Genomic DNA, 21,508 nt, shown 5'->3' on the forward strand with positions numbered 1-21,508 from the left:
CGCCCGACGGGGTCTCAACAAGCGACTGCGCCCCCTACCAGATGGCAGGGGGCGCAGTCCTGGAAACGCGCTGCTCAGGCGTTAATTGTACGCGGCTTGTGGGTCGGCCTGGCCGCCTCATAAGTCGCGATGTCCGCTTCGTTCTGAAGGGTGAGGCTGATGTCGTCCAGCCCGTTGAGCAGTCGCCAGCGGGCGTTCTCGTCGAGCTCGAAGTCGGCCGTCAGCCCGGATCCGCCGGGGTCCCCGGCGCGGACCTGGCGCGCCTCCAGGTCGACGGTGATCTCGGCGGTGGGGTCGGCCTCGGTCAGTTCCCAGAGCGCGTCGACCACCTGCTGGTCGAGCACCACGGTCAACAGCCCGTTCTTCAGCGAGTTGCCGCGGAAGATGTCGGCGAACCGGGAGGAGATGACGGCCTTGAAGCCGTAGTTCTGCAGGGCCCACACGGCGTGTTCGCGGGACGAGCCGGTGCCGAAGTCGGGGCCGGCCACCAGGACCGTGGCGCCCTTGCGCTCCGGACGGTTGAGGACGAAGTTCTCGTCCTTGCGCCAGGCCTCGAAGAGCCCGTCCTCGAAGCCGTCCCGGGTGACCTTCTTCAGCCAGTGAGCGGGGATGATCTGGTCGGTGTCCACGTTGCTGCGGCGCAGCGGGACGGCCCGGCCGGTGTGTGCGGTGAAAGCTTCCATGGTTCTCAGACTCCGGCGGGCGTACGGACGTCGGACAGGTCGGCGGGCGAGGCCAGGTGGCCCAGCACGGCGGTGGCGGCGGCGACCTGCGGGGAGACCAGGTGCGTACGGCCGCCCTTGCCCTGCCGGCCCTCGAAGTTGCGGTTCGAGGTGGAGGCGGAGCGCTCGCCGGGGGCCAGCTGGTCGGGGTTCATGCCGAGGCACATCGAGCAGCCGGCGTGCCGCCATTCGGCGCCCGCGGCGGTGAAGACCTTGTCCAGACCCTCCGCGACGGCCTCCAGGGCGACCCGGACGGAGCCCGGGACGACCAGCATCCGTACGCCGCTCGCGACTTTGCGGCCGTCCAGGATCGCGGCCGCGTTGCGCAGGTCCTCGATCCGGCCGTTGGTGCAGGAGCCTACGAAGACGGTGTCCACGTTGATCTCGCGCAGCGGCTGCCCGGCGGTCAACCCCATGTATTCCAGGGCCTTTTCGGCGGCGTTGCGCTCCGAGGCGTCCTCGTACGAAGCAGGGTCGGGGACGTTGGCCGACAGGGGCGCGCCCTGGCCGGGGTTGGTGCCCCAGGTGACGAACGGGGCCAGTTCGGCCGCGTCGATGACGACCTCGGCGTCGAAGACCGCGTCGTCGTCGGTGCGCAGCGTCTTCCAGTACGCGACGGCGGCGTCCCAGTCCTCGCCCTGCGGGGCGTGGTCGCGGCCCTTCAGGTACTCGAAGGTGGTCTCGTCCGGGGCGATCATGCCCGCGCGGGCGCCCGCCTCGATCGACATGTTGCAGATGGTCATCCGGGCTTCCATCGAGAGCTTCTCGATGGCGGGGCCGCGGTACTCCAGGATGTAGCCCTGGCCGCCGCCGGTGCCGATCCGGGCGATGATCGCGAGGATCAGGTCCTTGGCCGTGACGCCGTCGGGCAGTTCGCCGTCGATGGTGATGGCCATGGTCTTCGGGCGGGCCAGCGGCAGCGTCTGGGTGGCCAGGACGTGCTCGACCTGGCTGGTACCGATGCCGAACGCCAGCGCGCCGAAGGCACCGTGCGTGGAGGTGTGGGAGTCGCCGCAGACGACCGTGGTACCCGGCTGGGTCAGCCCCAGCTGCGGGCCGACCACGTGCACGACGCCCTGCTCGACGTCGCCCAGGGGGTGCAGTCGTACGCCGAACTCCGCGCAGTTCTTGCGCAGGGTCTCCAACTGGGCACGGGAGACCGGGTCGGCGATCGGCTTGTCGATGTCGAGGGTCGGGGTGTTGTGATCCTCGGTGGCGATGGTGAGATCGAGGCGCCGCACCCGGCGTCCGGCCTGCCGGAGGCCGTCGAAGGCCTGGGGGCTGGTCACCTCGTGCAGCAGGTGCAGATCGATGAAGAGGAGGTCGGGCTCACCTTCGGCGCGCCGGACGACATGGTCGTCCCAGACCTTCTCCGCGAGTGTCCTACCCATCGCTTTCCCTCCGGCCGGCGTCTTCGCCGGCCCAACTAGAGATTCGGTGCGCCGCCGTCCGGACCCCCGTGCGGGGCGGTGGCTACGGGCCGTTGTGTGGCCGCCCGTACAGGTTCGCAACTTCCGCCGAATATTGAACTTGCGTTTCACAGAGTGAGACGGGAGTATCGTCGTATGGACAACTCTAGCGGCGTCGGCGTTCTCGACAAGGCGGCTCTGGTATTGAGCGCCCTGGAGTCCGGTCCGGCCACCCTCGCCGGGCTGGTCGCGGCGACCGGGCTCGCACGACCCACGGCCCATCGACTGGCCGTGGCACTGGAACACCACCGCATGGTGGCGAGGGACATGCAGGGCCGTTTCATTCTCGGCCCCCGGCTGGCGGAGCTCGCGGCCGCGGCGGGCGAGGACCGCCTGCTGGCCACGGCGGGACCGGTGCTCACCCACCTCCGGGACATCACCGGCGAGAGCGCGCAGCTCTACCGCAGGCAGGGCGACATGCGGATCTGTGTGGCGGCGGCGGAGCGGCTGTCCGGTCTGCGGGACACCGTGCCGGTCGGCTCCACGCTCACCATGAAGGCCGGCTCGTCGGCCCAGATCCTGATGGCCTGGGAGGAGCCGGAGCGCCTGCACCGCGGCCTCCAGGGCGCCCGATTCACGGCGACGGCGCTCTCCGGCGTACGGCGCAGGGGCTGGGCCCAGTCGATCGGCGAGCGCGAGCCCGGGGTGGCCTCGGTCTCGGCACCGGTGCGCGGCCCGTCGAACCGGGTGGTCGCCGCCGTCTCGGTCTCCGGACCGATCGAGCGCCTGACCAGGCACCCGGGCCGGATGCACGCCCAGGCGGTCATCGACTCGGCGGCGAGGCTCAGCGAGGCCCTGCGCCGCACCGGCTGACCCGTCCGGCACCCCTCCCCGGCCGCCCCAGCGTCGTGGCGGCCCCCTTCCAGCGCCTCACTTCGCGGGCGAGCGGTGCGCGAGCCGGTCCGCCGCGCGGCGCCCCCGCCCCTCGATCGGCAGTACGCCGGTCGCCCCGGCCAGTCCGTAGGCCGGCATGTCGGCGTAGATCGATTCGTATCCGCCCTCGGGAACCACATAGGTCTCGTGCCACAGCCCCACGTGCTGCCGGGACTTCCTCTCCTTCCGGTTCACGATCGCCCAGGCCTTGCGGTGGAACATGTCGGGAGCGCTCGCGTACGCGTAGAGCTTCTCCTTCGACTCCCAGTACTGGACGACGTAGTACGTCCGCGGCGAGCCGGTCAGCAGCGTCCAGCCCAGCAGGCCGCGCTCCTTGTCCCTGCCCAACTCCCGCAGCATGCGCGGCATCGCGGCGAGGACCGGCAGCCAGTGGTGCACGCCCCAAAAGTGGTTGATGCGCATCCCGATCAGCAGCACGACCACCTCCCCCTCGGCCGCGGCGGTGGTCCGTCCCGGTATCGGCTTCGCGAACATGGCTGCCCCTTCACTGTTGGAGAGTGTCACTATCCAATGATTGGATAGTGGCACTGCCCAAGAGGTGGCGCAAGGGAAGGCACGGAACATGCGACTCTCGGAACTGAGCGAGCAGAGCGGTGTGAAGACCGCGACGATCAAGTACTACCTGCGCGAGGGGCTGCTCCACCCCGGCCACCGGGTCACCGCCACACAGGCCGAGTACGACGAGAGCCATCTGCGCCGGCTGCGCCTGGTGCGGGCACTGATCCAGGTGGGCCGCCTTCCTGTGGCGACGGCACGCGAGGTCCTCTCGCACATCGACGACGAGTCCCTGGGCCGGACGATCCGGCTGGGCGCGGCGCTGTGGGCGCTCCCGCACGGCCCGGACCCCGATGAGGAGGCACCGGAGACGGCGGAGGCCCGCGAGGCCGTCGAGCGGCTCCTGGACCGGATCGGCTGGGCGACGTCGCAGGAGATCGGCGCCCTCTCCCCCGCACATCGCTCACTGGTGTCGTCGGTGGCGACACTGATCCGCCTCGGCTACCCCTGTGACGTCGACTACCTGGCCGAGCAGGCCCGGCTGATGCACCAAGTCGCCGTCCAGGACCTGGACATGATGGAGACGCATCCCACGGAGTCGGAGCAGGTGGAGATCGCGGTCGCGTCGGCCGTGCTCTACGAGCCGCTGCTGATGTCCCTGCGGCGGATGGCCCAGGAGGAGGAGTCGGCCCGCCGCTACGGTCTCTGAAACGTTCTCTGCGGCCCGAACGGGCCGCGGGGACAACGGAGAAGGCCCTCCACCGGGGTGAAGGGCCTTCGTCCGTCCTGCTGTTGTACCCCCGACCGGATTCGAACCGGCGCTACTGCCGTGAGAGGGCAGCGTGCTAGGCCGCTACACAACGGGGGCTTGTTACTACTGATTACTACTGTTGCATTTCTGCGCTGGGCTACCAGGACTCGAACCTAGAATGACGGTACCAGAAACCGTAGTGTTGCCAATTACACCATAGCCCATGGTGTTACAAGTACCCCCGACCGGATTCGAACCGGCGCTACTGCCGTGAGAGGGCAGCGTGCTAGGCCGCTACACAACGGGGGCCCTAGCGATCCTGCATCGAGAGCGTGGGTGCGACCCAGATGATCTCGCGGGAAGGATCTGTACCCCCGACCGGATTCGAACCGGCGCTACTGCCGTGAGAGGGCAGCGTGCTAGGCCGCTACACAACGGGGGCTTGTTACTACTGATTACTACTGTTGCATTTCTGCGCTGGGCTACCAGGACTCGAACCTAGAATGACGGTACCAGAAACCGTAGTGTTGCCAATTACACCATAGCCCACCAAAACTCAACCCCTGCGAGGGGTCTTGTTCGGCTTGCGCTTCCCGTTCGGTTCTTTCGTTCCGCTCGGGCGGCGCAGGAAGAACATTACCCGAAGGTGTCCGGCGCTCCAAAACGGGTATTGCCCGCCAGCAGTCCGGGCAGCTGATCGAGCCCGCTGATACGGATCAGCTCGGGCCGTCCACCGCGCCCGTCCCGGTCCAGCCAGATCCCCATCAGCCCGGCGGCAACCGCCCCACCGGCGTCGATGTCCGGCTCGTTCCCCACGTACGCGACCTCCCGGGGCTCCAGCGCCAGGGCCTCGCAGCCGGCGTGGAAGGCGCCGGCCTCGGGCTTGGAGATGCCCAGCTCCACGGCGCACACCATGGCCTCGAACCGGTCCCGCACTCCGAGTCTGCGCAGCTTCCGGTCCTGGTTGTGGATGCTGGCGTTCGACAGCACCGCGTGCCGGAACCCGCCCGCCAGCAGGTCCAGGGCAGGCAGCACATCGGGGAAGAGCGACCAGGCGGCCTCGTAGTGGGCCGCGTGCCGGGCGAACCAGCCGTCGGCCTCGTCGTCGCCCAGCGGCCGCGAGAGGAACTCCCTGACCCGGTCCCGGCGCTGCCCCTGGAAGTCGGTCTCCCCGGCGGCGAACCGCGCCCAGTGCACGTCGGTGAGCTCCCGCCATGCGGCGAGGGCCTGCTCGACGTTCTCGTATCCGTCGGGCAGGCCCTCGTGTTCCAGGTGCTTGTGCATGCCGAGGCGGTCGGCGGTGGTGTAGTCGAAGATCGTGTCGTCGATGTCCCAGAGAACCGCGCGGATCGTCATACGGGCCAGCGTAGGTTCCCGCGCGGTGGCCGTGAACGGCGCGGAGGGGGCGGCCTCCGGACGAACCGGCGGCCGCCCCCTCCGGGCGTGGTGCGGGTGCTACGCGGCCAGCCTGGCCAGCGCCGCGTCCACCCGGGCCAGGGTCTTCCCGCGGCCCAGGATCTCCAGGGACTCGAAGAGCGGCAGGCCGACGGTGCGGCCGGTGACCGCGACGCGGACCGGGGCCTGGGCCTTGCCGAGCTTCAGGCCGTGCTCCTCGCCCGCGGCGAGGATGGCGTTCTTCAGGGCGTCCGCGTTCCACTCGGCCTCGGCCAGCTTGGCGCGGGCCGTGGTGAGCAGGGCGTCGGAGCCCTCCTTCATCGCCTTGTTCCAGGACGCCTCGTCGGTCGCCGGCTCGTCCAGGAAGAGGAAGTCGACGTTGGCCGTGATGTCCGAGAGGACCGTGACGCGGGTCTGGGCGTGCGGGGCGATCTCGGCGAACTGCGCCGCGTCGAAGGACTCCGGGGCCCAGGGGGCGAACGGGGCCTTCAGCCAGGGGCCGCACGCCTCGGTGAACGCCTTCACGTCCATCTTGCGGATGTGCTCGGCGTTGATGTGCTCGCACTTCTTCAGGTCGAAGCGCGCCGGGTTGGCGTTGACGTCCGCGATGTCGAACGCGGCCACCATCTCGTCGATGGAGAAGATGTCGCGGTCCTCGGCGATGGACCAGCCCAGCAGGGAGAGGTAGTTGAGCAGCCCCTCGGGCAGGAAGCCGCGCTCGCGGTAGAGGTTGAGCGAGGCCTGCGGGTCGCGCTTGGAGAGCTTCTTGTTGCCCTCGCCCATCACGTACGGCAGGTGGCCGAAGGCCGGGGTGTCCTTGGCGATGCCCAGCTCGATGAGCGCCTTGTACAGGGCGAGCTGGCGCGGGGTGGAGGAGAGCAGGTCCTCGCCGCGCAGGACGTGGGTGATCTCCATCAGCGCGTCGTCGACCGGGTTGACCAGCGTGTAGAGCGGCGCGCCGTTGGCGCGGACGATGCCGTAGTCCGGCACGTTCTCCGGCTGGAAGGTCAGCTCGCCGCGGACCAGGTCGTCGAAGGTGAGCGCCTCGTCGGGCATCCGGAAGCGGACGATGGAGGTCCGGCCCTCGGCCTCGTACGCGGCGATCTGCTCGGCGCTCAGCTCGCGGCAGTGGCCGTCGTAGCCGGACGGCCGGCCGGCGGCGCGGGCGGCGTCGCGGCGGGCGTCGAGCTCCTCGGTGGTGCAGTAGCAGTGGTAGGCGTACCCGCCCGCCAGGAGCTTCTCGGCGACGTCCCGGTAGATGTCCATGCGCTGCGACTGGCGGTACGGGGCGTGCGGGCCGCCGACCTCGGGGCCCTCGTCCCAGTCGAAGCCGAGCCAGCGCATCGAGTCCAGGAGCTGGTTGTAGGAGTCCTCGGAGTCGCGGGCCGCGTCGGTGTCCTCGATGCGGAAGACCAGGGTGCCGCCGTGGTGCCGGGCGAAGGCCCAGTTGAACAGGGCGGTGCGGACCAGGCCCACATGGGGGTTGCCGGTCGGGGAGGGACAGAAACGTACGCGGACTGGTGCGTTAACCACGCTTGATCACCTTGTTGGTGAGAGTGCCGATGCCTTCGATGGTGACGGCGACCTCGTCGCCGACATGGAGGGGTCCGACCCCTGCGGGAGTGCCGGTGAGGATCACATCGCCCGGGAGCAGCGTCATGGCTTCCGTGATGTGGACGACCAGGTCCTCGATCGAGCGGATCATGTCGCTCGTACGGCCGAGTTGCCGTTGCTCTCCGTTGACCGTCGCCTGAATGGTGAGGTCGTGGGGGTCGAGGTCGGTCTCCACCCAGGGGCCGAGCGGGCAGGACGTGTCGAAGCCCTTGGCCCGGGCCCACTGCTTCTCGCGCTTCTGGGCGTCGCGGGCGGTGACGTCATTGGCGCAGGTGTAGCCGAAGACGACGTCCTTCACGCGCTCGCGCGGAACTTCCCGGCACATGCGGCCGATGACCACGGCCAGCTCGGCCTCGTGGTGGAGTTCCTCGGAGAAGGAGGGGTACTCGATGGCGTCGCCGGAGCCGATCACCGAGGTGGTGGGCTTGAAGAAGGCGACGGGTACGTCCGGTACCTCGTTGCCCAGCTCCTTGGCGTGCTCCGCGTAGTTGCGGCCGATGGCCACGACCTTGTTGGGGAGCACGGGGGGCAGGAGGCGGACCTTGCTCAGCGGGACCTTGGTGCCGGAGAGCTCGAACTCGGCGTACGGGATGCCCTTGATGATGTCGAGGACGAGACCATCGGGCCCCTCGCCCTCGACGGCGCCGAAGGCGACATTGCCGTCGATGGAGAACCTGGCGATGCGCACGGGATGCTGTCGCCCCTCACTTGCTGGCTGAAGACTGACGCTCCAGGCTAACGCCTCGCCCGTCGGGAACTGCCCGATCACCGGGCGGCGCGGGCCCGACGGGCCCTGAGGGGGGACGGCGTCCGGGCTACTCCGCGGCGGCGGCGGTGACCGGGGCGTCCATCAGGATGGTGCGCCGGGGGTTGGCTGTCTGGGTGGGCAGGTCCACGGCGTGCTCCGGCTGCTCCGGCGTCCGCGGTCCGTCGGCGTCCTTGAGGTGCGCCAGCGTGGTGCGCCGGGGGTTGGCAATGTTGCGGAACATCATCGTCGTCTTCATCTGCCGATCGGACCCTGTCGGTTCGGGCACCGCCCGAAGGGGCGCCGGTTGTCGGATTTGCCATCCCTGTAAAGCGTCAGGCTAAACATCCAATTCCCTCCGGAAGCCCGGAAGAGACGACGATCATCATGTGAGTTTCCTCACGACCGGGCAGACAATTCCCTCATTCCGGGCGGTCCATCACGTCGACAGAAACGGACATTACGTAACTGAATCAGCCATTCCGCTCCTGATCATGTCGACTGGGACACCCTTCACGCTTCACTGATTCGCCCGTAATCATCCGTTTTAACCATGATCACGCTCCACGGCTTGTTACTCATTCATCACAACGCGTCACTCACGTCACGGCCGGGCGTTGGGCCCTTGTTGGAGATCCTGCACTGTGCTGGAATTCCACGCACCGCCGCGGGTTTCAAGCCGGCGCGCAGGGGGCGCAACGGAGCGCCGAGTGGCGGCGGGAAGGGGAAGGACGCCGGTCACTCACGACCACCATGGGGCGGTTACAACGCCCCACGACGCCGACACCGTCCTACCGCCCAGCGGGAGGACGCCTGGTCCAGAGGTTGCGACGCTAGTGCAGGGACGTTTCAAGAGGGATGGCAGCGCTGCGGCGGAGCAGGAGCCGCACGGCGGGACCGACCGCGGCTCCTCGGCCCAGCACGCCCAGAACCCCGGGCCTGCCGCGGCCGGTGACAGTGGCGACCGCGCCCAGCGCCCCGGTGCAGCGGCGAGCGGCGACACGGATCCGAGCACGCCGGCCAAGTCCCGGGGGTCCGTCAGCACCGGCTCCCGAGTCGCTCTTCGCAACTGGCGCATCAGCACCCGTCTGGTCTCCCTGCTCGCCCTCCCCGTGGTCGCCGCGACCACCCTGGGTGGTCTGCGGATCAACGAGTCCATGAACGACATCCAGCAGCTGGACCACATGCAGCTGCTGACCCGGATGACCAAGCAGGCGACGTCGCTGGCGCAGGCACTCCAGGAGGAGCGCGACCGTTCGGCCGGTCCGCTGGCCAACGGGGTGAAGGCCGACGACTTCAAGGTCACCGAGCCCCGGAAGAAGACCGACCGGGCGAAGACGGCCTTCCTCGACGCGACCACCTCGATCAGCGACCCCACCGGCGACGAGGCCCTCGAAGGCATCTATTCGAGCGTCACCCAGATCGCGAGCCAGCTCGCCGACATCCGCAACATCCGCAAGACGGCGTACGCCGACGGCACTCCGAGCCTCCAGACCGTCGACCAGTACAGCCAGCTGATCACCTCGCTGCTGAGCCTCTCGCAGGACATGGCGCAGGCGACCAGCAACTCCGAGATGATCAAGCGGACCCGGGCGCTCGCGGCCTTCTCCTCCGCCAAGGAGTACGCCTCGGTCCAGCGGGCGATCATCGCCGCCGCGCTGCCCGGCGGCAACGACAAGCAGCCGCACCTCGACGAGAACGACAAGCAGTTCGGCCGCGCCGCGCTGCGCAAGGAGGCCTCGGCCCTCCGCTCCTTCAAGGCGGTGTACAAGGCGACCGGCAACAACGCCGAGGAGCTGACCGCCACGCTCGACGAGGGCAACCCGGAGATCAAGGCCGCCAACACCTACGCGAAGAAGGTGCTGGACAGCCCCTCGGGCATGACCGGCACCGCGCGCCGCTCCTACCTGGACTGGTACGACCAGAGCTCCACCAAGATCCAGGCCATGAAGACCATCGAGGAGACCCTCCTCAGCGACATGGAGGGCAAGGCCCGCGAGCTCCGCGACGAGTCGAAGCGCGAAGCGATCATCAGCGGTGCGCTCATCCTGCTGGTGCTCGGTGTCTCGCTGGTCGGCGCCTTCGTCGTCGCCCGGTCGATGATCCGCTCGCTGCGCCGTCTCCAGGACACCGCTACGCGCGTCGCGCAGGACCGTCTGCCCGAGCTCGTCAAGCAGCTCTCCGAGGCCGACCCGCAGGACGTGGACACCTCGGTCGAGTCGGTCGGTGTGCACTCCCGGGACGAGATCGGCAAGGTGGCCGCGGCCTTCGACGACGTGCACCGCGAGGCCGTCCGCCTCGCCGCCGAGCAGGCCCTCCTGCGGGGCAACGTCAACGCGATGTTCACCAACCTCTCGCGCCGCAGCCAGGGCCTCATCCAGCGTCAGCTCTCGCTCATCTCCGAACTGGAGTCGCGCGAGGCCGACCCGGACCAGCTCTCCTCGCTCTTCAAGCTCGACCACCTCGCGACCCGCATGCGCCGTAACGGCGAGAACCTCCTCGTCCTCGCGGGCGAGGAGCCGGGCCGCCGGTGGACCCGCCCCGTCCCGCTGGTCGACGTGCTGCGTGCCGCCGCCTCCGAGGTGGAGCAGTACGAGCGCATCGAACTGGCGGCGGTGCCCGCCACCGAGGTCGCCGGCCGCGTGGTCAACGACCTCGTCCACCTGCTCGCCGAGCTGCTGGAGAACGCCACGTCGTTCTCCTCCCCGCAGACGAAGGTCCGGGTCACCGGCCACGCGCTGCCCGACGGGCGGGTGCTGGTCGAGATCCACGACACGGGCATCGGCCTCTCGCCGGAGGACCTCGCGGCGATCAACGAGCGGCTCGCCTCGCCGCCCACCGTGGACGTCTCGGTCTCCCGCCGCATGGGCCTGTTCGTGGTCGGCCGGCTGTCGCTGCGTCACGGCATCCGGATCCAGCTGCGGCCCTCCGACTCCGGTGGCACGACCGCGCTGGTCATGCTGCCCGTCGATGTCGCGCACGGCGGCAAGCAGCCGGTTCCCAAGCAGGCACCCGGACAGCAGCCCGGTGCCCCCGGCGGTCTGCTCGCCGGCAACGGTGCCCCGGGCGCGGGCAACGGCTCCCGTCCCGGCCTCGGCGGTCCGTCCTCGGGCCCGGCCGGCCGGCTCGCCTCGGGTCCGGGCGCCTCGCGCGGCCAGGTCGGTGCGGGCTCCGCGCCGCGTGCCGCGCTGCCCTCCCGCGACGGCGGCCCCCGCCACCAGGCGGCCCAGCAGAACCAGCAGGGACAGGGGCAGCAGAACGCCGGATTCCAGTCCGGCGGGCTGTCCGGCACCGGTCCGCAGGACACCTCCCGTCCGGAGCCTCAGCGTCACGGCGGCGGCCTCGCCGGCGCCTTCGGCAACGGTGCCCGCCTTGGTGCCCGCGGCCAGGGCGACGGACCGGGCCGTACGGACTCGGGCCGCCCCGACCTGTTCGGCCAGAACCGCCAGGACCAGAACCGCCAGGGTCCGGACCGCCAGGACCAGAACGGCCCGCAGGGCAACGGCCCCGCCCCGTGGCAGCAGCCCTCCCAGCAGCAGCCGCAGCAGGCCCGGCAGAACCCGGTCGGCCAGGGCGGCTTCCAGCCGCCTGTCGGCCAGGACGGCCCCGGCCGTCAGCTGCCCCCGGTCGGCGGCCCGCGCGCCGAGCTGCCCGGTGGCAATCCGCAGCCGCAGCGTCCGCAGACCACCAGCTGGGGCACCGAGGAGCCGTCCGCGCCGCGGCAGACTCCGCTGGACGCCCCGCGCGGTCACGAGGACCCCGAGTCCACCGGCCAGTTCCAGCGGCCGATGAACGGGCCGCTCACGCCGCGGATGCCCATGGACGACCGGCAGGGCCCCGGCTCCACCGCCGAGTTCGCCCGCCCGGACTTCTCCGCCCCGGCCCCGCAGCCCTACGGCTCGCAGGACCGGTCCGGCCAGGACCCGGCGAGCACCGGGCAGTTCGCCCGCCCCGACTTCGGACAGCAGCAGCCCGCCCGGTCCCAGGACCAGGGTCTGCCGGCGCCGCGTCAGCGCGGCCGGGACGACGAGGACTTCGGAGCCCCGCGTCCGCCCGCCGCGCCCGGCGGTGACGCGCAGTACCGCCCGGTCCTGCCCCCGCAGCCGCAGCCCGAGGCGCTGCCTCCGGCGGCCGGCCCCGGGGACGGTCGTACGCCGCTGTACGACACCCTGGAGACGAACTGGTTCCACGGCCCGCAGCCGGGCGGCCAGCAGCCGCCCGCCGAGCCGCAGGCACCCGCGCCCGTCCACCAGCAGCAGCCGGGCCAGGAGCTCCCCGCTCCCGCGGCACCGCGCCGCACCGGGGACGACCCGGGCAGCACCACAAGTTCCTGGCGCCCCTCGCCGAACGACGAACTCGTACGGCAGGCGGAGCGGGTCAAGAAGCCCGCGGCAGGCGGAGTCACCACTTCCGGACTGCCGCGCCGAGTGCCTCGCGCCAACCTGGTGCCGGGCACCGCTCAGCAGCAGAACCACCAGTCCGGTCCGCAGGTGTCACGTGCCCCCGATGATGTACGCGGGCGGTTGACCAATCTCCGCCGGGGCATCCAGCAAGGGCGGCAGGCCAACAACGGCCAGTCGACCGGCAGTTTCCCACTCGGCCCCACTCACCAGCAGGAGCGTTAGTTGAGCCCGATGAGTCAGGCCGCACAGAATCTGAACTGGTTGATCACCAACTTCGTGGACAACACCCCCGGGGTGTCGCACACGGTGGTGGTCTCCGCCGACGGACTCCTGCTGGCCATGTCCGAAGGATTTCCCCGTGACCGCGCCGACCAGCTGGCGGCCGTCGCCTCCGGGCTGACCTCGCTGACCGCGGGCGCCTCCCGGATCTTCGAGGGCGGCGCCGTCAGCCAGACCGTGGTGGAGATGGAACGCGGGTTCCTCTTCCTGATGTCCATCTCGGACGGCTCCTCACTGGCCGTTCTCGCCCACCCGGACGCCGACATCGGCCTGGTCGGGTACGAGATGGCCCTGCTGGTCGACCGTGCGGGCAGTGTCCTCACCCCCGACCTCCGCGCCGAGCTCCAGGGCAGCCTGCTCCACTAGGCGGCCCCGGATCGATGACAGACTCGATTGCCCCAGGTAATGCCCTCATCCCTCGCCCGTCCGGCCGCTTAGAGCCCCCCACCGGCCCCTTCAGACGGCAAGCCGACGTACTGCTGTCACGCCCGGAGGATTCATGACCCCGCCACCCGCCTCACCCGATCCGTACGGCGCACTGCACCACGCGTCGTACGACGGTGAAGGCGACCAGCCACTGGTCCGCCCGTACGCCATGACCGGTGGCCGGACCCGGCCGCGCTACCAACTCGCCATAGAGGCACTGGTCTCCACCACGGCCGACCCCGCGCATCTGGGGACACTGCTCCCCGAGCACCAGCGGATCTGCCACCTCTGCCGCGAGGTCAAGTCGGTGGCGGAGGTCTCGGCGCTGCTGTCGATGCCGCTCGGTGTGGCCCGGATTCTCGTCGCGGACCTGGCGGAAGCCGGCATGGTGGCCATCCACCAGCCGGGCAATGGAGAGGCCGGCGGCGCGCCGGATGTGACACTGCTCGAAAGGGTGCTCAGTGGACTTCGCAAGCTCTAGCGGCGGTGCGGCCCGGGCCACCACCTCGGCGAAGATCGTGGTGGCCGGGGGCTTCGGCGTGGGTAAGACCACGTTCGTCGGTGCCGTCTCGGAGATCAACCCGTTGCGTACGGAGGCCGTGATGACGTCCGCGTCCGCGGGCATCGACGACCTCACGCACACCGGGGGCAAGACGACGACGACCGTCGCCATGGACTTCGGTCGTATCACCCTGGACCAGGACCTGATCCTGTACCTCTTCGGTACGCCCGGACAGGACCGCTTCTGGTTCATGTGGGACGACCTGGTCCGCGGCGCCATCGGCGCCGTCGTCCTCGTCGACACCCGCCGCCTCGCCGACTGCTTCCCCGCCGTCGACTACTTCGAGAACAGCGGCCTGCCGTTCGTCATCGCCCTCAACGGCTTCGACGGACACCAGCCCTACACCCCCGACGAAGTGCGCGAAGCCCTCCAGATCGGCCCGGACACCCCGATCATCACGACGGACGCGCGGCACCGCGCGGACGCCAAGAGCGGTCTGATCACGCTCGTGGAGCACGCCCTCATGGCCCGGCTCAAGTAAGCACAAGTCGGTATTGCCATACGGTAGTTACCGTAGTCGGACGGGGGTGGACTGTGTCCTTTGACACGATCCACCCCCGTATTCATAACGTTTCGAAAGAGAATTGCCCAGCGTTCGACACCCGCCGCATCCGAATGGTGCCACTGCGCTCACCTGAGCCCCGCCTTTTGACGGGGCTCGTTCTTTATGCCCGTTTTATCTGAGGTCTGCGCCACTCGGAATGACAGATTCCGACTGTTTGGAACGCGACCGGTCCCCGTGCTGGAATTCGACGAACTCCCGAGTAGTACGGCCCTGAACGAAATACGGCACAACGTAGGTGCCGACGCCGAGAGGTTGTTGGTCGAGTGAGGCGAGGCAACGCGGGCTCCACGGCGCAGCAGGAGCGGGGCAACTTCACCCCGCCGCCGCGCGCCGCGGCGTCCATTGCGGACGCGTCCGGTACGGCGGTGCCGGACGGCGGCACCAGCCGGCTGTCGCCGCGCAACTGGCGGGTGCCCACCCGGCTGAACGCGATTCTCCTGATCCCCGTCCTGGTCGGCCTGGTCATGGGCGGATTCCAGGTGAAGGGGTCGATCGACACCTGGCGCGAGGCCCAGGACGCCGAGAAGACCGCGCTGATCGTGCGCGCGGCGGCCGAGTACGGCCAGGCGCTGCTGAACGAGCGCGACCTCTCCGCCCAGCCGCTGCTGTCCAACAAGCGGGACGCCGACATCATCGGGGAGGCCCGGGCCACCACCGACGCGGCCGCGAAGAAGTTCGACACGGCCGTGAAGGGCATGCCCGGGAAGCAGGGCCTGGAGCGGCGCCTCCAGCTGCTCCGGCTGGAGGAGCCCACCCTTCCCGAGCTGCGCAAGGCCGCCTTCGCCGAGGCCATGGACCCGGTGAAGACGGAGGAGGGCTACGTCAAGGTCCAGCACTCGCTGATGGAGTTCAGCAACGAGCTGGGGCTGGGCACCGGCAACATCACCAGCTACGGACGTACGGTCTACGCGATCGAGCTCGCCAAGGCTGCAGAATCGCTTCAGCGCTCCATCGGCATGCACCTGCTGGTGCGTCCGAGCCAGGAGAACGCCAAGTTCGACGCCCAGGTCAAGGCCTTCGGCTCGTACAACTACCTGGAGCAGATCGCGCTCGGCGAGTTCGTCTCCGGCGGTACGGAGGCCGACGCGGCCCGGCTGAAGCAGGTCATGTCCGCCAAGGCGGACGAGGGCGCGCGGGACCTGAAGCAGGCCAAGAAGGAGGCGGACGCGGCGGGAACCCCGTTCGTCGCCCCGCCCAGCATCGACGGCTCGGTCTTCGACGGCATGGCCCAGCAGATCGGGCAGGGCAAGTCGCCCGAGAAGCTGGCCGCGAAGGGCATCACCCCGGAGACCTGGATGGCGGCCGCCACCGCCAAGTTCGACGGCTACACCACGGTCCAGGACGAGCTCGTCGACAAGGCGGTGGCCGAGGCCGCGGACATCTCGTCCGGCGCCAGGACCGACGCCGTCGTCAACGCCGCGGTCGTGATCGTCTCCCTACTGGCCGCCTTCGTACTGGCCGGGCTCATGGCCCGGCAGATGAGCCGCTCGATGCGCCGGCTGCGTACCGCCGCCTTCGGGATCGCCGAGCAGCGGCTGCCGATGCTGGTCGACCAGCTCTCCCGGGCCGAGCCGGGCCGGGTGGACACCCGGGTCCAGCCGATCCCGATCCACAGCCGCGACGAGATCGGCGAGGTCGCCCGCGCCTTCGACCAGGTGCACCGCGAGGCGGTCCGGCTGGCGGCCGAGCAGGCCATGCTGCGGGGCAACGTCAACGCGATCTTCACCAACCTCTCGCGCCGCAACCAGTCGCTGATCGAGGGCCAGCTGACCCTCATCACCGACCTGGAGAACAACGAGGCCGACCCGGACCAGCTGGAGAACCTCTTCCGGCTGGACCACCTGGCCACCCGCATGCGCCGCAACGGCGAGAACCTCCTGGTGCTGGCCGGCGAGGAGCCGGGCCGCCGCTGGAACCAGCCGGTCCCGCTGGTCGACGTGCTGCGTGCCGCCGCCTCCGAGGTGGAGTCGTACGAGCGCATCGAGCTCGCCGGGGTGCCCGAGACCGAGATCCACGGCCAGTCGGTCACCGACCTCGTGCACCTGCTGGCCGAGCTGCTGGAGAACGCCACCACGTTCTCCTCGCCGCAGACCAAGGTGCGGGTGACCGCGACCCGGCTGCCCGACAGCCGTGTGATGATCGAGATCCACGACAAGGGCATCGGCCTCACCGCCGAGGACTTCGCCGACATCAACCACAAGCTGGCCAACCCGCCGACCGTGGACGCCGCGGTGTCGCAGCGGATGGGTCTGTTCGTGGTCGGCCGGCTCTCCGACCGCCACGGCATCCGGGTCCAGTTGCGCCCCTCGGGCGAGCAGGCCGGAACCACCTCGCTGGTCATGCTGCCGGACGCGATCACCCATGGCGGCGGTGGCGAACCGTCCGCCCCGGCCGACGACTTCACCGTCTCCTCGATCATTCCGGAGCAGCAGAGCTTCGAGCAGCAGCCGTCCCAGCCGCATCTGCGCACGGCGGCGGAGCTGGGCTTCGACGACTCGCGCTACGAGCAGCTCCCGGCGGACTCGTCCCAGCTGGACCCGGTGGGCCGTTCGCTGATGCGTGAGGAGCGACGGGCCGCGCTGGGGGCGCAGACGGCGGGCGAGCCCCCGCAGGCTCCGTACGCCGAAGGCCAGTACGCCGACGGCCAGTTCACCGACGGCCAGTACACCGACGGCGGGTACGCCGGGAACGGGTACGGCCAGGAGCCGCAGCAGGACATGCGGCAGGAGCGGTACGAGCAGGCTCCGTACCAGGGCGGCTACGAGCCCTACCCCGCCGGCGCGGACGTCGGCCGGCAGCCCGGACAGGATCTGCCCGGTGGTTATGCGGAGGGCGGGTACGCCGCCGGTGCGGTCCCGCAGCCGTCCTACGAGGAGCAGTTCGCTCCCCGGCCCCAGCAGGACGACTGGCCGGAACAGGGCGCCTACCAGGGGACGTACGAGCCCTCGGCACCGGCGGAAGCGGAATCCGTCCCGAGCGCCCCCGCCGAGCCGCAGGAGCGCGTAGGCTTCGACCGTCCGGGGCCCACGCCCGACTCCGGTCACGAGCTGACCGAAGCCGGTCTGCCGCGCCGGGGCGGTCAGCAGCACTGGCAGCCCACCGGCCGCGGGAACAGCCGGCCCGTCGCCGCGCAGCAGCAGCCGCAGCAGGAGGAAGTGCCGCAGCAGCCGTCGCCCGCGCAGCAGGACGGAGACGGCTCCGACGACTGGCGCTCGGCCAACGACGAGCGCTGGGAGCGGGCCGAGAAGCTCCGGGAGCCGAAGGCGGGCGGGATCACCCCGTCCGGTCTCCCCCGGCGGGTGCCCAAGGCCAACCTGGTCGAGGGCACGGCCGAGCAGACCTTGCAGGGCGGCCCTCAGGTTTCCCGCGCCCCCGAGGACGTCCGCGGCAGGTTGAGCAACCTGCGGCGGGGTGTGCTCCGGGGACGCAGCGCGGGTTCGGACGACAGTAATACCTACAACCAGGAGCGTTAGTGTGAGCCCGATGAGCCAGGCGGCGCAGAATCTGAACTGGTTGATCACCAACTTCGTGGACAACACCCCCGGGGTGTCGCACACGGTGGTGGTCTCCGCCGACGGACTCCTGCTGGCCATGTCCGAGGGATTCCCCCGTGACCGCGCCGACCAGCTGGCGGCCGTCGCCTCCGGGCTGACCTCGCTGACCGCGGGTGCCTCGCGGATCTTCGAGGGCGGCGCGGTGAATCAGACCGTTGTGGAGATGGAGCGCGGATTCCTCTTCATCATGTCCATTTCCGACGGATCGTCTCTTGCCGTTCTTGCACATCCGGATGCCGATATCGGTCTGGTCGGGTACGAAATGGCTCTTCTCGTCGACCGGGCCGGCAGTGTCCTCACCCCGGACCTCCGTGCCGAACTGCAGGGAAGTCTTCTTAACTAGTAGACAGACAGTGCGTTTCACGCCACCGGGCCATAAGGTGCGGTGGCGCGGCCCACTGAGACCGGGACCGGCAGGAGGAGGAATCGTGGACACACCGACAGGCGGGCACCAGTACGACGGTGGCCGACAGGTACCGGGTGAGCACGGCGACAACCGGTTCAACTTCCCCTCCGCACCCAGCGGACAGGGCGCCCAGCAGCCTTACCGGCCCTATCAGCAGCAGCCGCAGCAGCCTCCGCGGCCGCCGTACGACGCCCAGCAGGGTTCCGGGTGGCCGGCGCAGCGTCCGCACCGCTACGACTCGCCCCGGGCGCCCCGTATCCAGCCGGTCCAGCCGCGGCAGACCCCCGAGCCTGCCGCGCCCTCCGCGCACAACCCGCTGGTTCGTCCGTACGCCATGACCGGCGGCCGGACCCGACCGCGCTACCAACTCGCCATTGAGGCGTTGGTCAGTACCACGGCCGATCCGTCCCGGCTGCAAGGGCAGTTGCCCGAGCACCAGCGGATCTGCCGGCTGTGCTTCGAGATCAAGTCGGTCGCCGAGATTTCGGCACTGCTCTCGATCCCGCTAGGCGTTGCCCGGATCCTCGTAGCCGACCTGGCAGAGGCCGGACTCGTCGCAATCCATCAGCCCGGCGGCGACGAGTCCGCCGGCGGCCAGCCAGATGTGACACTGCTCGAAAGGGTGCTCAGTGGACTTCGCAAGCTCTAGCGGCGGAGCAGCCCGCTCCACTACCTCGGCGAAGATCGTGGTGGCAGGGGGCTTCGGCGTGGGTAAGACCACGTTCGTCGGTGCCGTCTCGGAGATCAATCCGCTGCGCACCGAAGCCGTGATGACGTCCGCGTCCGCGGGCATCGACGACCTGACGCACACCGGGGACAAGACCACCACGACGGTGGCGATGGACTTCGGTCGTATCACCCTGGACCAGGACCTGATCCTGTACCTCTTCGGTACGCCCGGACAGGACCGCTTCTGGTTCATGTGGGACGACCTGGTCCGCGGCGCCATCGGCGCCGTCGTCCTCGTCGACACCCGCCGCCTCGCCGACTGCTTCCCCGCCGTCGACTACTTCGAGAACAGCGGCCTGCCGTTCGTCATCGCCCTCAACGGCTTCGACGGACACCAGCCCTACACCCCCGACGAGGTCCGCGAAGCCCTCCAGATCGGCCCGGACACGCCGATCCTGACGACGGACGCGCGGCACCGCGCGGACGCCAAGAGCGCGCTGATCACGCTCGTGGAGCACGCCCTCATGGCGCGCCTGCGGTAGGACCCCCGGTCCGGGCATACGGAAAGGGCCCCGCACTCCCGAAGGAGTGTGGGGCCCTTTCGCGCGTCGTCCGTCAGCCCTGCCAGGAGTGCGGGGCGCGGAAGCCCGGCGTGCGCTCCAGACGGCGCCAGCCGGCGGTGTTGCGGCCCCGGTGGGCGGGGGGCGCGGCGGGCTGGGCCGCGGCGCGGGCGAGCAGGACCGCGGTTATCGCGGCCAGCTCCTCGGGGTCGGCGAGGCCCTTCTCGACGCGCAGCACGGACTCGGCGGCAGTGCTCATGGGTTGTTTCTCCGTCTTCTCGGCAGGTCTTCGCGGGCTCGGCAGGGGTGCTGCGCGGGTGCGGACTACTGCGGGGGGTTGCCGTGCTTGCGGGACGGCAGGTCGGCGTGCTTGGAACGGAGCATGGCGAGCGAGGCGATCAGCACCTCGCGGGTCTCGGCGGGGTCGATGACGTCGTCGACCAGGCCGCGCTCGGCTGCGTAGTACGGATGCATCAGTTCCGCCTTGTACTCCTTGACCATGCGCTTGCGCATGGCTTCCGGGTCCTCGGCGTCGGCGATCTGCCGACGGAAGATGACGTTGGCGGCGCCCTCGGCGCCCATCACCGCGATCTCGTTGGTCGGCCAGGCGTACGTCAGATCCGCACCGATGGACTGGCTGTCCATCACGATGTACGCACCGCCGTAGGCCTTGCGCAGGATCAGCGAGATCCTCGGCACCGTGGCGTTGCAGTACGCGTAGAGCAGCTTCGCACCGTGCCGAATGATTCCACCGTGCTCCTGATCGACCCCGGGCAGAAAGCCGGGTACGTCCAAAAGAGTGATGATGGGGATGTTGAATGCATCACACATCTGGACGAAGCGGGCCGCCTTCTCGGAGGCTTCGATGTCCAGGACGCCGGCGAGGGTCTGCGGCTGGTTGGCGACGATGCCGACGACCTGGCCGTCCATCCGGGCCAGGGCGCAGACGATGTTGCGGGCCCAGCGCTCGTGGACCTCCAGGTAGTCGCCGTCGTCGACGAGTTCCTCGATGACCTTGTGCATGTCGTACGGGCGGTTGCCGTCGGCCGGGACCAGGTCGAGCAGGACGTCGCCGCGCCGGTCGGCGGGGTCGTCGCTCTCGGCGGCGGGCGGGTTCTCGCGGTTGTTGGAGGGCAGCATCCCGATCAGGTAGCGGACCTCGGCGATGCAGGTCTCCTCGTCGTCGTACGCGAAGTGCGCGACGCCCGAGGTCTCGGCGTGCACGTCCGCGCCGCCCAGCCCGTTCTGGGTGATCTCCTCACCGGTGACCGCCTTCACGACGTCGGGTCCGGTGATGAACATCTGGGAGGTCTCGCGGACCATGAAGACGAAGTCGGTCAGCGCCGGGCTGTAGGCCGCGCCGCCCGCGCACGGGCCGAGCATCACGCTGATCTGCGGGATCACACCCGAGGCCCGGGTGTTGCGCTGGAAGATCCCGCCGTAACCGGCGAGCGCGGAGACGCCCTCCTGGATACGGGCGCCGGCGCCGTCGTTCAGCGACACCAGCGGCGCACCCGCCGCGATGGCCATGTCCATGATCTTGTGGATCTTCGTGGCGTGGGCCTCGCCCAGCGCACCGCCGAAGATCCGGAAGTCGTGCGCGTACACGAAGACCGTGCGGCCGTCGACCGTGCCCCAGCCGGTGATGACACCGTCGGTGTACGGCTTCTTCTCCTCCAGGCCGAACCCCGTCGCCCGGTGCCGGCGCAGCTGCTCGACCTCCTTGAACGAACCCTCGTCCAGCAGCAGCGCGATGCGCTCACGCGCCGTCAGCTTGCCCTTGGCGTGCTGCGCCTCGGTCGCCCGGTCACTCGGTCCGCGACGGGCCTGCTCGCGCAGTGCCAGCAGTTCGGCCACCCGGCCACGGGTGTCGCTCGGCTCGCCCGGGGTTTCGTCCACAACGGTCATGTACCGACCCTACGAAGCCGGGCAAGTAAACCCTGCCGTCGACTCCGTACAGTCTCCTGACCGGTTTCCTGGCGGAGCCCGACAGAATCCG

The 21,508-nt window shown here is 69.8% G+C and carries 19 protein-coding genes and 5 tRNA genes; 10 read left to right on the forward strand and 14 right to left on the reverse strand.

The genetic code is table 11. The features are described from left to right. Positions 1 to 74 precede the first annotated feature (74 nt). Together leuD and leuC are read right to left on the reverse strand one after the other, a co-directional pair. Positions 75 to 683, reverse strand: coding sequence for a 3-isopropylmalate dehydratase small subunit (leuD, locus tag ACGF8B_RS36240; protein WP_392746583.1), 609 nt, complete (start codon positions 681 to 683; stop codon positions 75 to 77). 5 nt (positions 684 to 688) lie between these two features. Then, complete coding sequence (gene leuC, locus ACGF8B_RS36245) at positions 689 to 2,113, reverse strand: 3-isopropylmalate dehydratase large subunit (protein WP_392746584.1); 1,425 nt, start codon at positions 2,111 to 2,113, stop codon at positions 689 to 691. 174 nt (positions 2,114 to 2,287) lie between these two features. Here leuC and ndgR point away from each other — a divergent pair, with 174 nt between their 5' ends. Then, entirely contained in the window at positions 2,288 to 3,004 is a 717-nt protein-coding gene (ndgR, locus tag ACGF8B_RS36250; RefSeq protein ID WP_014048551.1) for an IclR family transcriptional regulator NdgR, read from the forward strand. A 57-nt stretch (positions 3,005 to 3,061) separates the two neighbouring features. Here the strand turns inward: ndgR and ACGF8B_RS36255 are convergent, their stop codons facing one another. Further along, positions 3,062 to 3,559, reverse strand: a complete 498-nt coding sequence (locus tag ACGF8B_RS36255) for a DUF4188 domain-containing protein (RefSeq protein WP_392746585.1) — start codon at positions 3,557 to 3,559, stop codon at positions 3,062 to 3,064. Between the two features lie 88 nt (positions 3,560 to 3,647). Here ACGF8B_RS36255 and ACGF8B_RS36260 point away from each other — a divergent pair, with 88 nt between their 5' ends. After that, entirely contained in the window at positions 3,648 to 4,289 is a 642-nt protein-coding gene (locus tag ACGF8B_RS36260) for a MerR family transcriptional regulator (RefSeq protein WP_392746587.1), read from the forward strand. Positions 4,290 to 4,375: 86 nt separating this feature from the next. Here ACGF8B_RS36260 and ACGF8B_RS36265 read toward each other — a convergent pair. The 9 genes from ACGF8B_RS36265 to ACGF8B_RS36305 all read right to left on the reverse strand — a co-directional run bounded on the left by ACGF8B_RS36265 (position 4,376) and on the right by ACGF8B_RS36305 (position 8,344). Beyond that, positions 4,376 to 4,448, reverse strand: a tRNA-Glu gene (locus tag ACGF8B_RS36265). Between the two features lie 35 nt (positions 4,449 to 4,483). Then, positions 4,484 to 4,555: transfer RNA gene (locus tag ACGF8B_RS36270), tRNA-Gln, on the reverse strand. Between the two features lie 12 nt (positions 4,556 to 4,567). Further along, a tRNA-Glu gene (locus tag ACGF8B_RS36275) sits at positions 4,568 to 4,640 on the reverse strand. 60 nt (positions 4,641 to 4,700) lie between these two features. Continuing rightward, positions 4,701 to 4,773: transfer RNA gene (locus ACGF8B_RS36280), tRNA-Glu, on the reverse strand. Between the two features lie 35 nt (positions 4,774 to 4,808). After that, a tRNA-Gln gene (locus ACGF8B_RS36285) sits at positions 4,809 to 4,880 on the reverse strand. Between the two features lie 87 nt (positions 4,881 to 4,967). Continuing rightward, a complete protein-coding gene (locus ACGF8B_RS36290) occupies positions 4,968 to 5,687 on the reverse strand; it encodes an HAD family hydrolase (protein WP_392746589.1) in 720 nt (239 codons plus the stop codon). Between the two features lie 99 nt (positions 5,688 to 5,786). After that, positions 5,787 to 7,259, reverse strand: coding sequence for a glutamate--tRNA ligase (gltX, locus tag ACGF8B_RS36295; protein ID WP_392746591.1), 1,473 nt, complete (start codon positions 7,257 to 7,259; stop codon positions 5,787 to 5,789). After that, entirely contained in the window at positions 7,252 to 8,028 is a 777-nt protein-coding gene (locus tag ACGF8B_RS36300; RefSeq protein WP_392746593.1) for a fumarylacetoacetate hydrolase family protein, read from the reverse strand. Before ACGF8B_RS36300 ends, gltX begins: the two co-directional genes overlap by 8 nt. Positions 8,029 to 8,155: 127 nt before the next feature. Then, on the reverse strand, positions 8,156 to 8,344 hold the full coding sequence (locus tag ACGF8B_RS36305) for a hypothetical protein (protein WP_392746595.1): 189 nt from the start codon (positions 8,342 to 8,344) through the stop codon (positions 8,156 to 8,158). 577 nt (positions 8,345 to 8,921) lie between these two features. Between ACGF8B_RS36305 and ACGF8B_RS36310 the strand changes: the two genes are divergently transcribed. The 8 genes from ACGF8B_RS36310 to ACGF8B_RS36345 all read left to right on the forward strand — a co-directional run bounded on the left by ACGF8B_RS36310 (position 8,922) and on the right by ACGF8B_RS36345 (position 19,491). Beyond that, a complete protein-coding gene (locus tag ACGF8B_RS36310; protein ID WP_392746596.1) occupies positions 8,922 to 12,710 on the forward strand; it encodes a nitrate- and nitrite sensing domain-containing protein in 3,789 nt (1,262 codons plus the stop codon). Positions 12,711 to 12,719: 9 nt separating this feature from the next. Then, the gene (locus ACGF8B_RS36315) at positions 12,720 to 13,133 is read left to right on the forward strand and encodes a roadblock/LC7 domain-containing protein (RefSeq protein ID WP_259934900.1); all 414 of its coding nucleotides are present in this window, start codon (positions 12,720 to 12,722) and stop codon (positions 13,131 to 13,133) included. Positions 13,134 to 13,266: 133 nt separating this feature from the next. Continuing rightward, positions 13,267 to 13,674: a DUF742 domain-containing protein gene (locus ACGF8B_RS36320; protein WP_003966010.1), complete on the forward strand. Its 408-nt coding sequence runs from the start codon at positions 13,267 to 13,269 to the stop codon at positions 13,672 to 13,674. Beyond that, on the forward strand, positions 13,655 to 14,236 hold the full coding sequence (locus ACGF8B_RS36325; RefSeq protein ID WP_072487286.1) for an ATP/GTP-binding protein: 582 nt from the start codon (positions 13,655 to 13,657) through the stop codon (positions 14,234 to 14,236). The genes ACGF8B_RS36320 and ACGF8B_RS36325 overlap by 20 nt, the downstream gene beginning before the upstream one ends. A gap of 347 nt (positions 14,237 to 14,583) precedes the next feature. After that, positions 14,584 to 17,793, forward strand: coding sequence for a nitrate- and nitrite sensing domain-containing protein (locus tag ACGF8B_RS36330; RefSeq protein WP_392746598.1), 3,210 nt, complete (start codon positions 14,584 to 14,586; stop codon positions 17,791 to 17,793). A 10-nt stretch (positions 17,794 to 17,803) separates the two neighbouring features. Continuing rightward, positions 17,804 to 18,217 carry a roadblock/LC7 domain-containing protein gene (locus tag ACGF8B_RS36335; protein ID WP_006127847.1) on the forward strand — a complete coding sequence of 138 codons (414 nt, stop codon included), beginning with the start codon at positions 17,804 to 17,806 and terminating at the stop codon, positions 18,215 to 18,217. A gap of 85 nt (positions 18,218 to 18,302) precedes the next feature. Then, positions 18,303 to 18,929 (forward strand): DUF742 domain-containing protein, encoded by a 627-nt coding sequence (locus ACGF8B_RS36340; RefSeq protein WP_392746600.1) that lies wholly within the window; start codon positions 18,303 to 18,305, stop codon positions 18,927 to 18,929. Beyond that, positions 18,910 to 19,491, forward strand: coding sequence for an ATP/GTP-binding protein (locus ACGF8B_RS36345; RefSeq protein ID WP_014048542.1), 582 nt, complete (start codon positions 18,910 to 18,912; stop codon positions 19,489 to 19,491). Before ACGF8B_RS36340 ends, ACGF8B_RS36345 begins: the two co-directional genes overlap by 20 nt. Positions 19,492 to 19,564: 73 nt before the next feature. On the opposite strand, the gene ACGF8B_RS36350 is transcribed toward ACGF8B_RS36345, so the two are convergent. Further along, positions 19,565 to 19,768: an acyl-CoA carboxylase subunit epsilon gene (locus tag ACGF8B_RS36350; RefSeq protein WP_093545194.1), complete on the reverse strand. Its 204-nt coding sequence runs from the start codon at positions 19,766 to 19,768 to the stop codon at positions 19,565 to 19,567. 65 nt (positions 19,769 to 19,833) lie between these two features. Then, positions 19,834 to 21,417, reverse strand: a complete 1,584-nt coding sequence (locus ACGF8B_RS36355; protein ID WP_392746602.1) for an acyl-CoA carboxylase subunit beta — start codon at positions 21,415 to 21,417, stop codon at positions 19,834 to 19,836. Between the last annotated feature and the right edge of the window lie 91 nt (positions 21,418 to 21,508).

This window comes from Streptomyces sp. NPDC047917 (assembly GCF_043204345.1).
GTDB lineage: Bacteria > Actinomycetota > Actinomycetes > Streptomycetales > Streptomycetaceae > Streptomyces > Streptomyces sanglieri.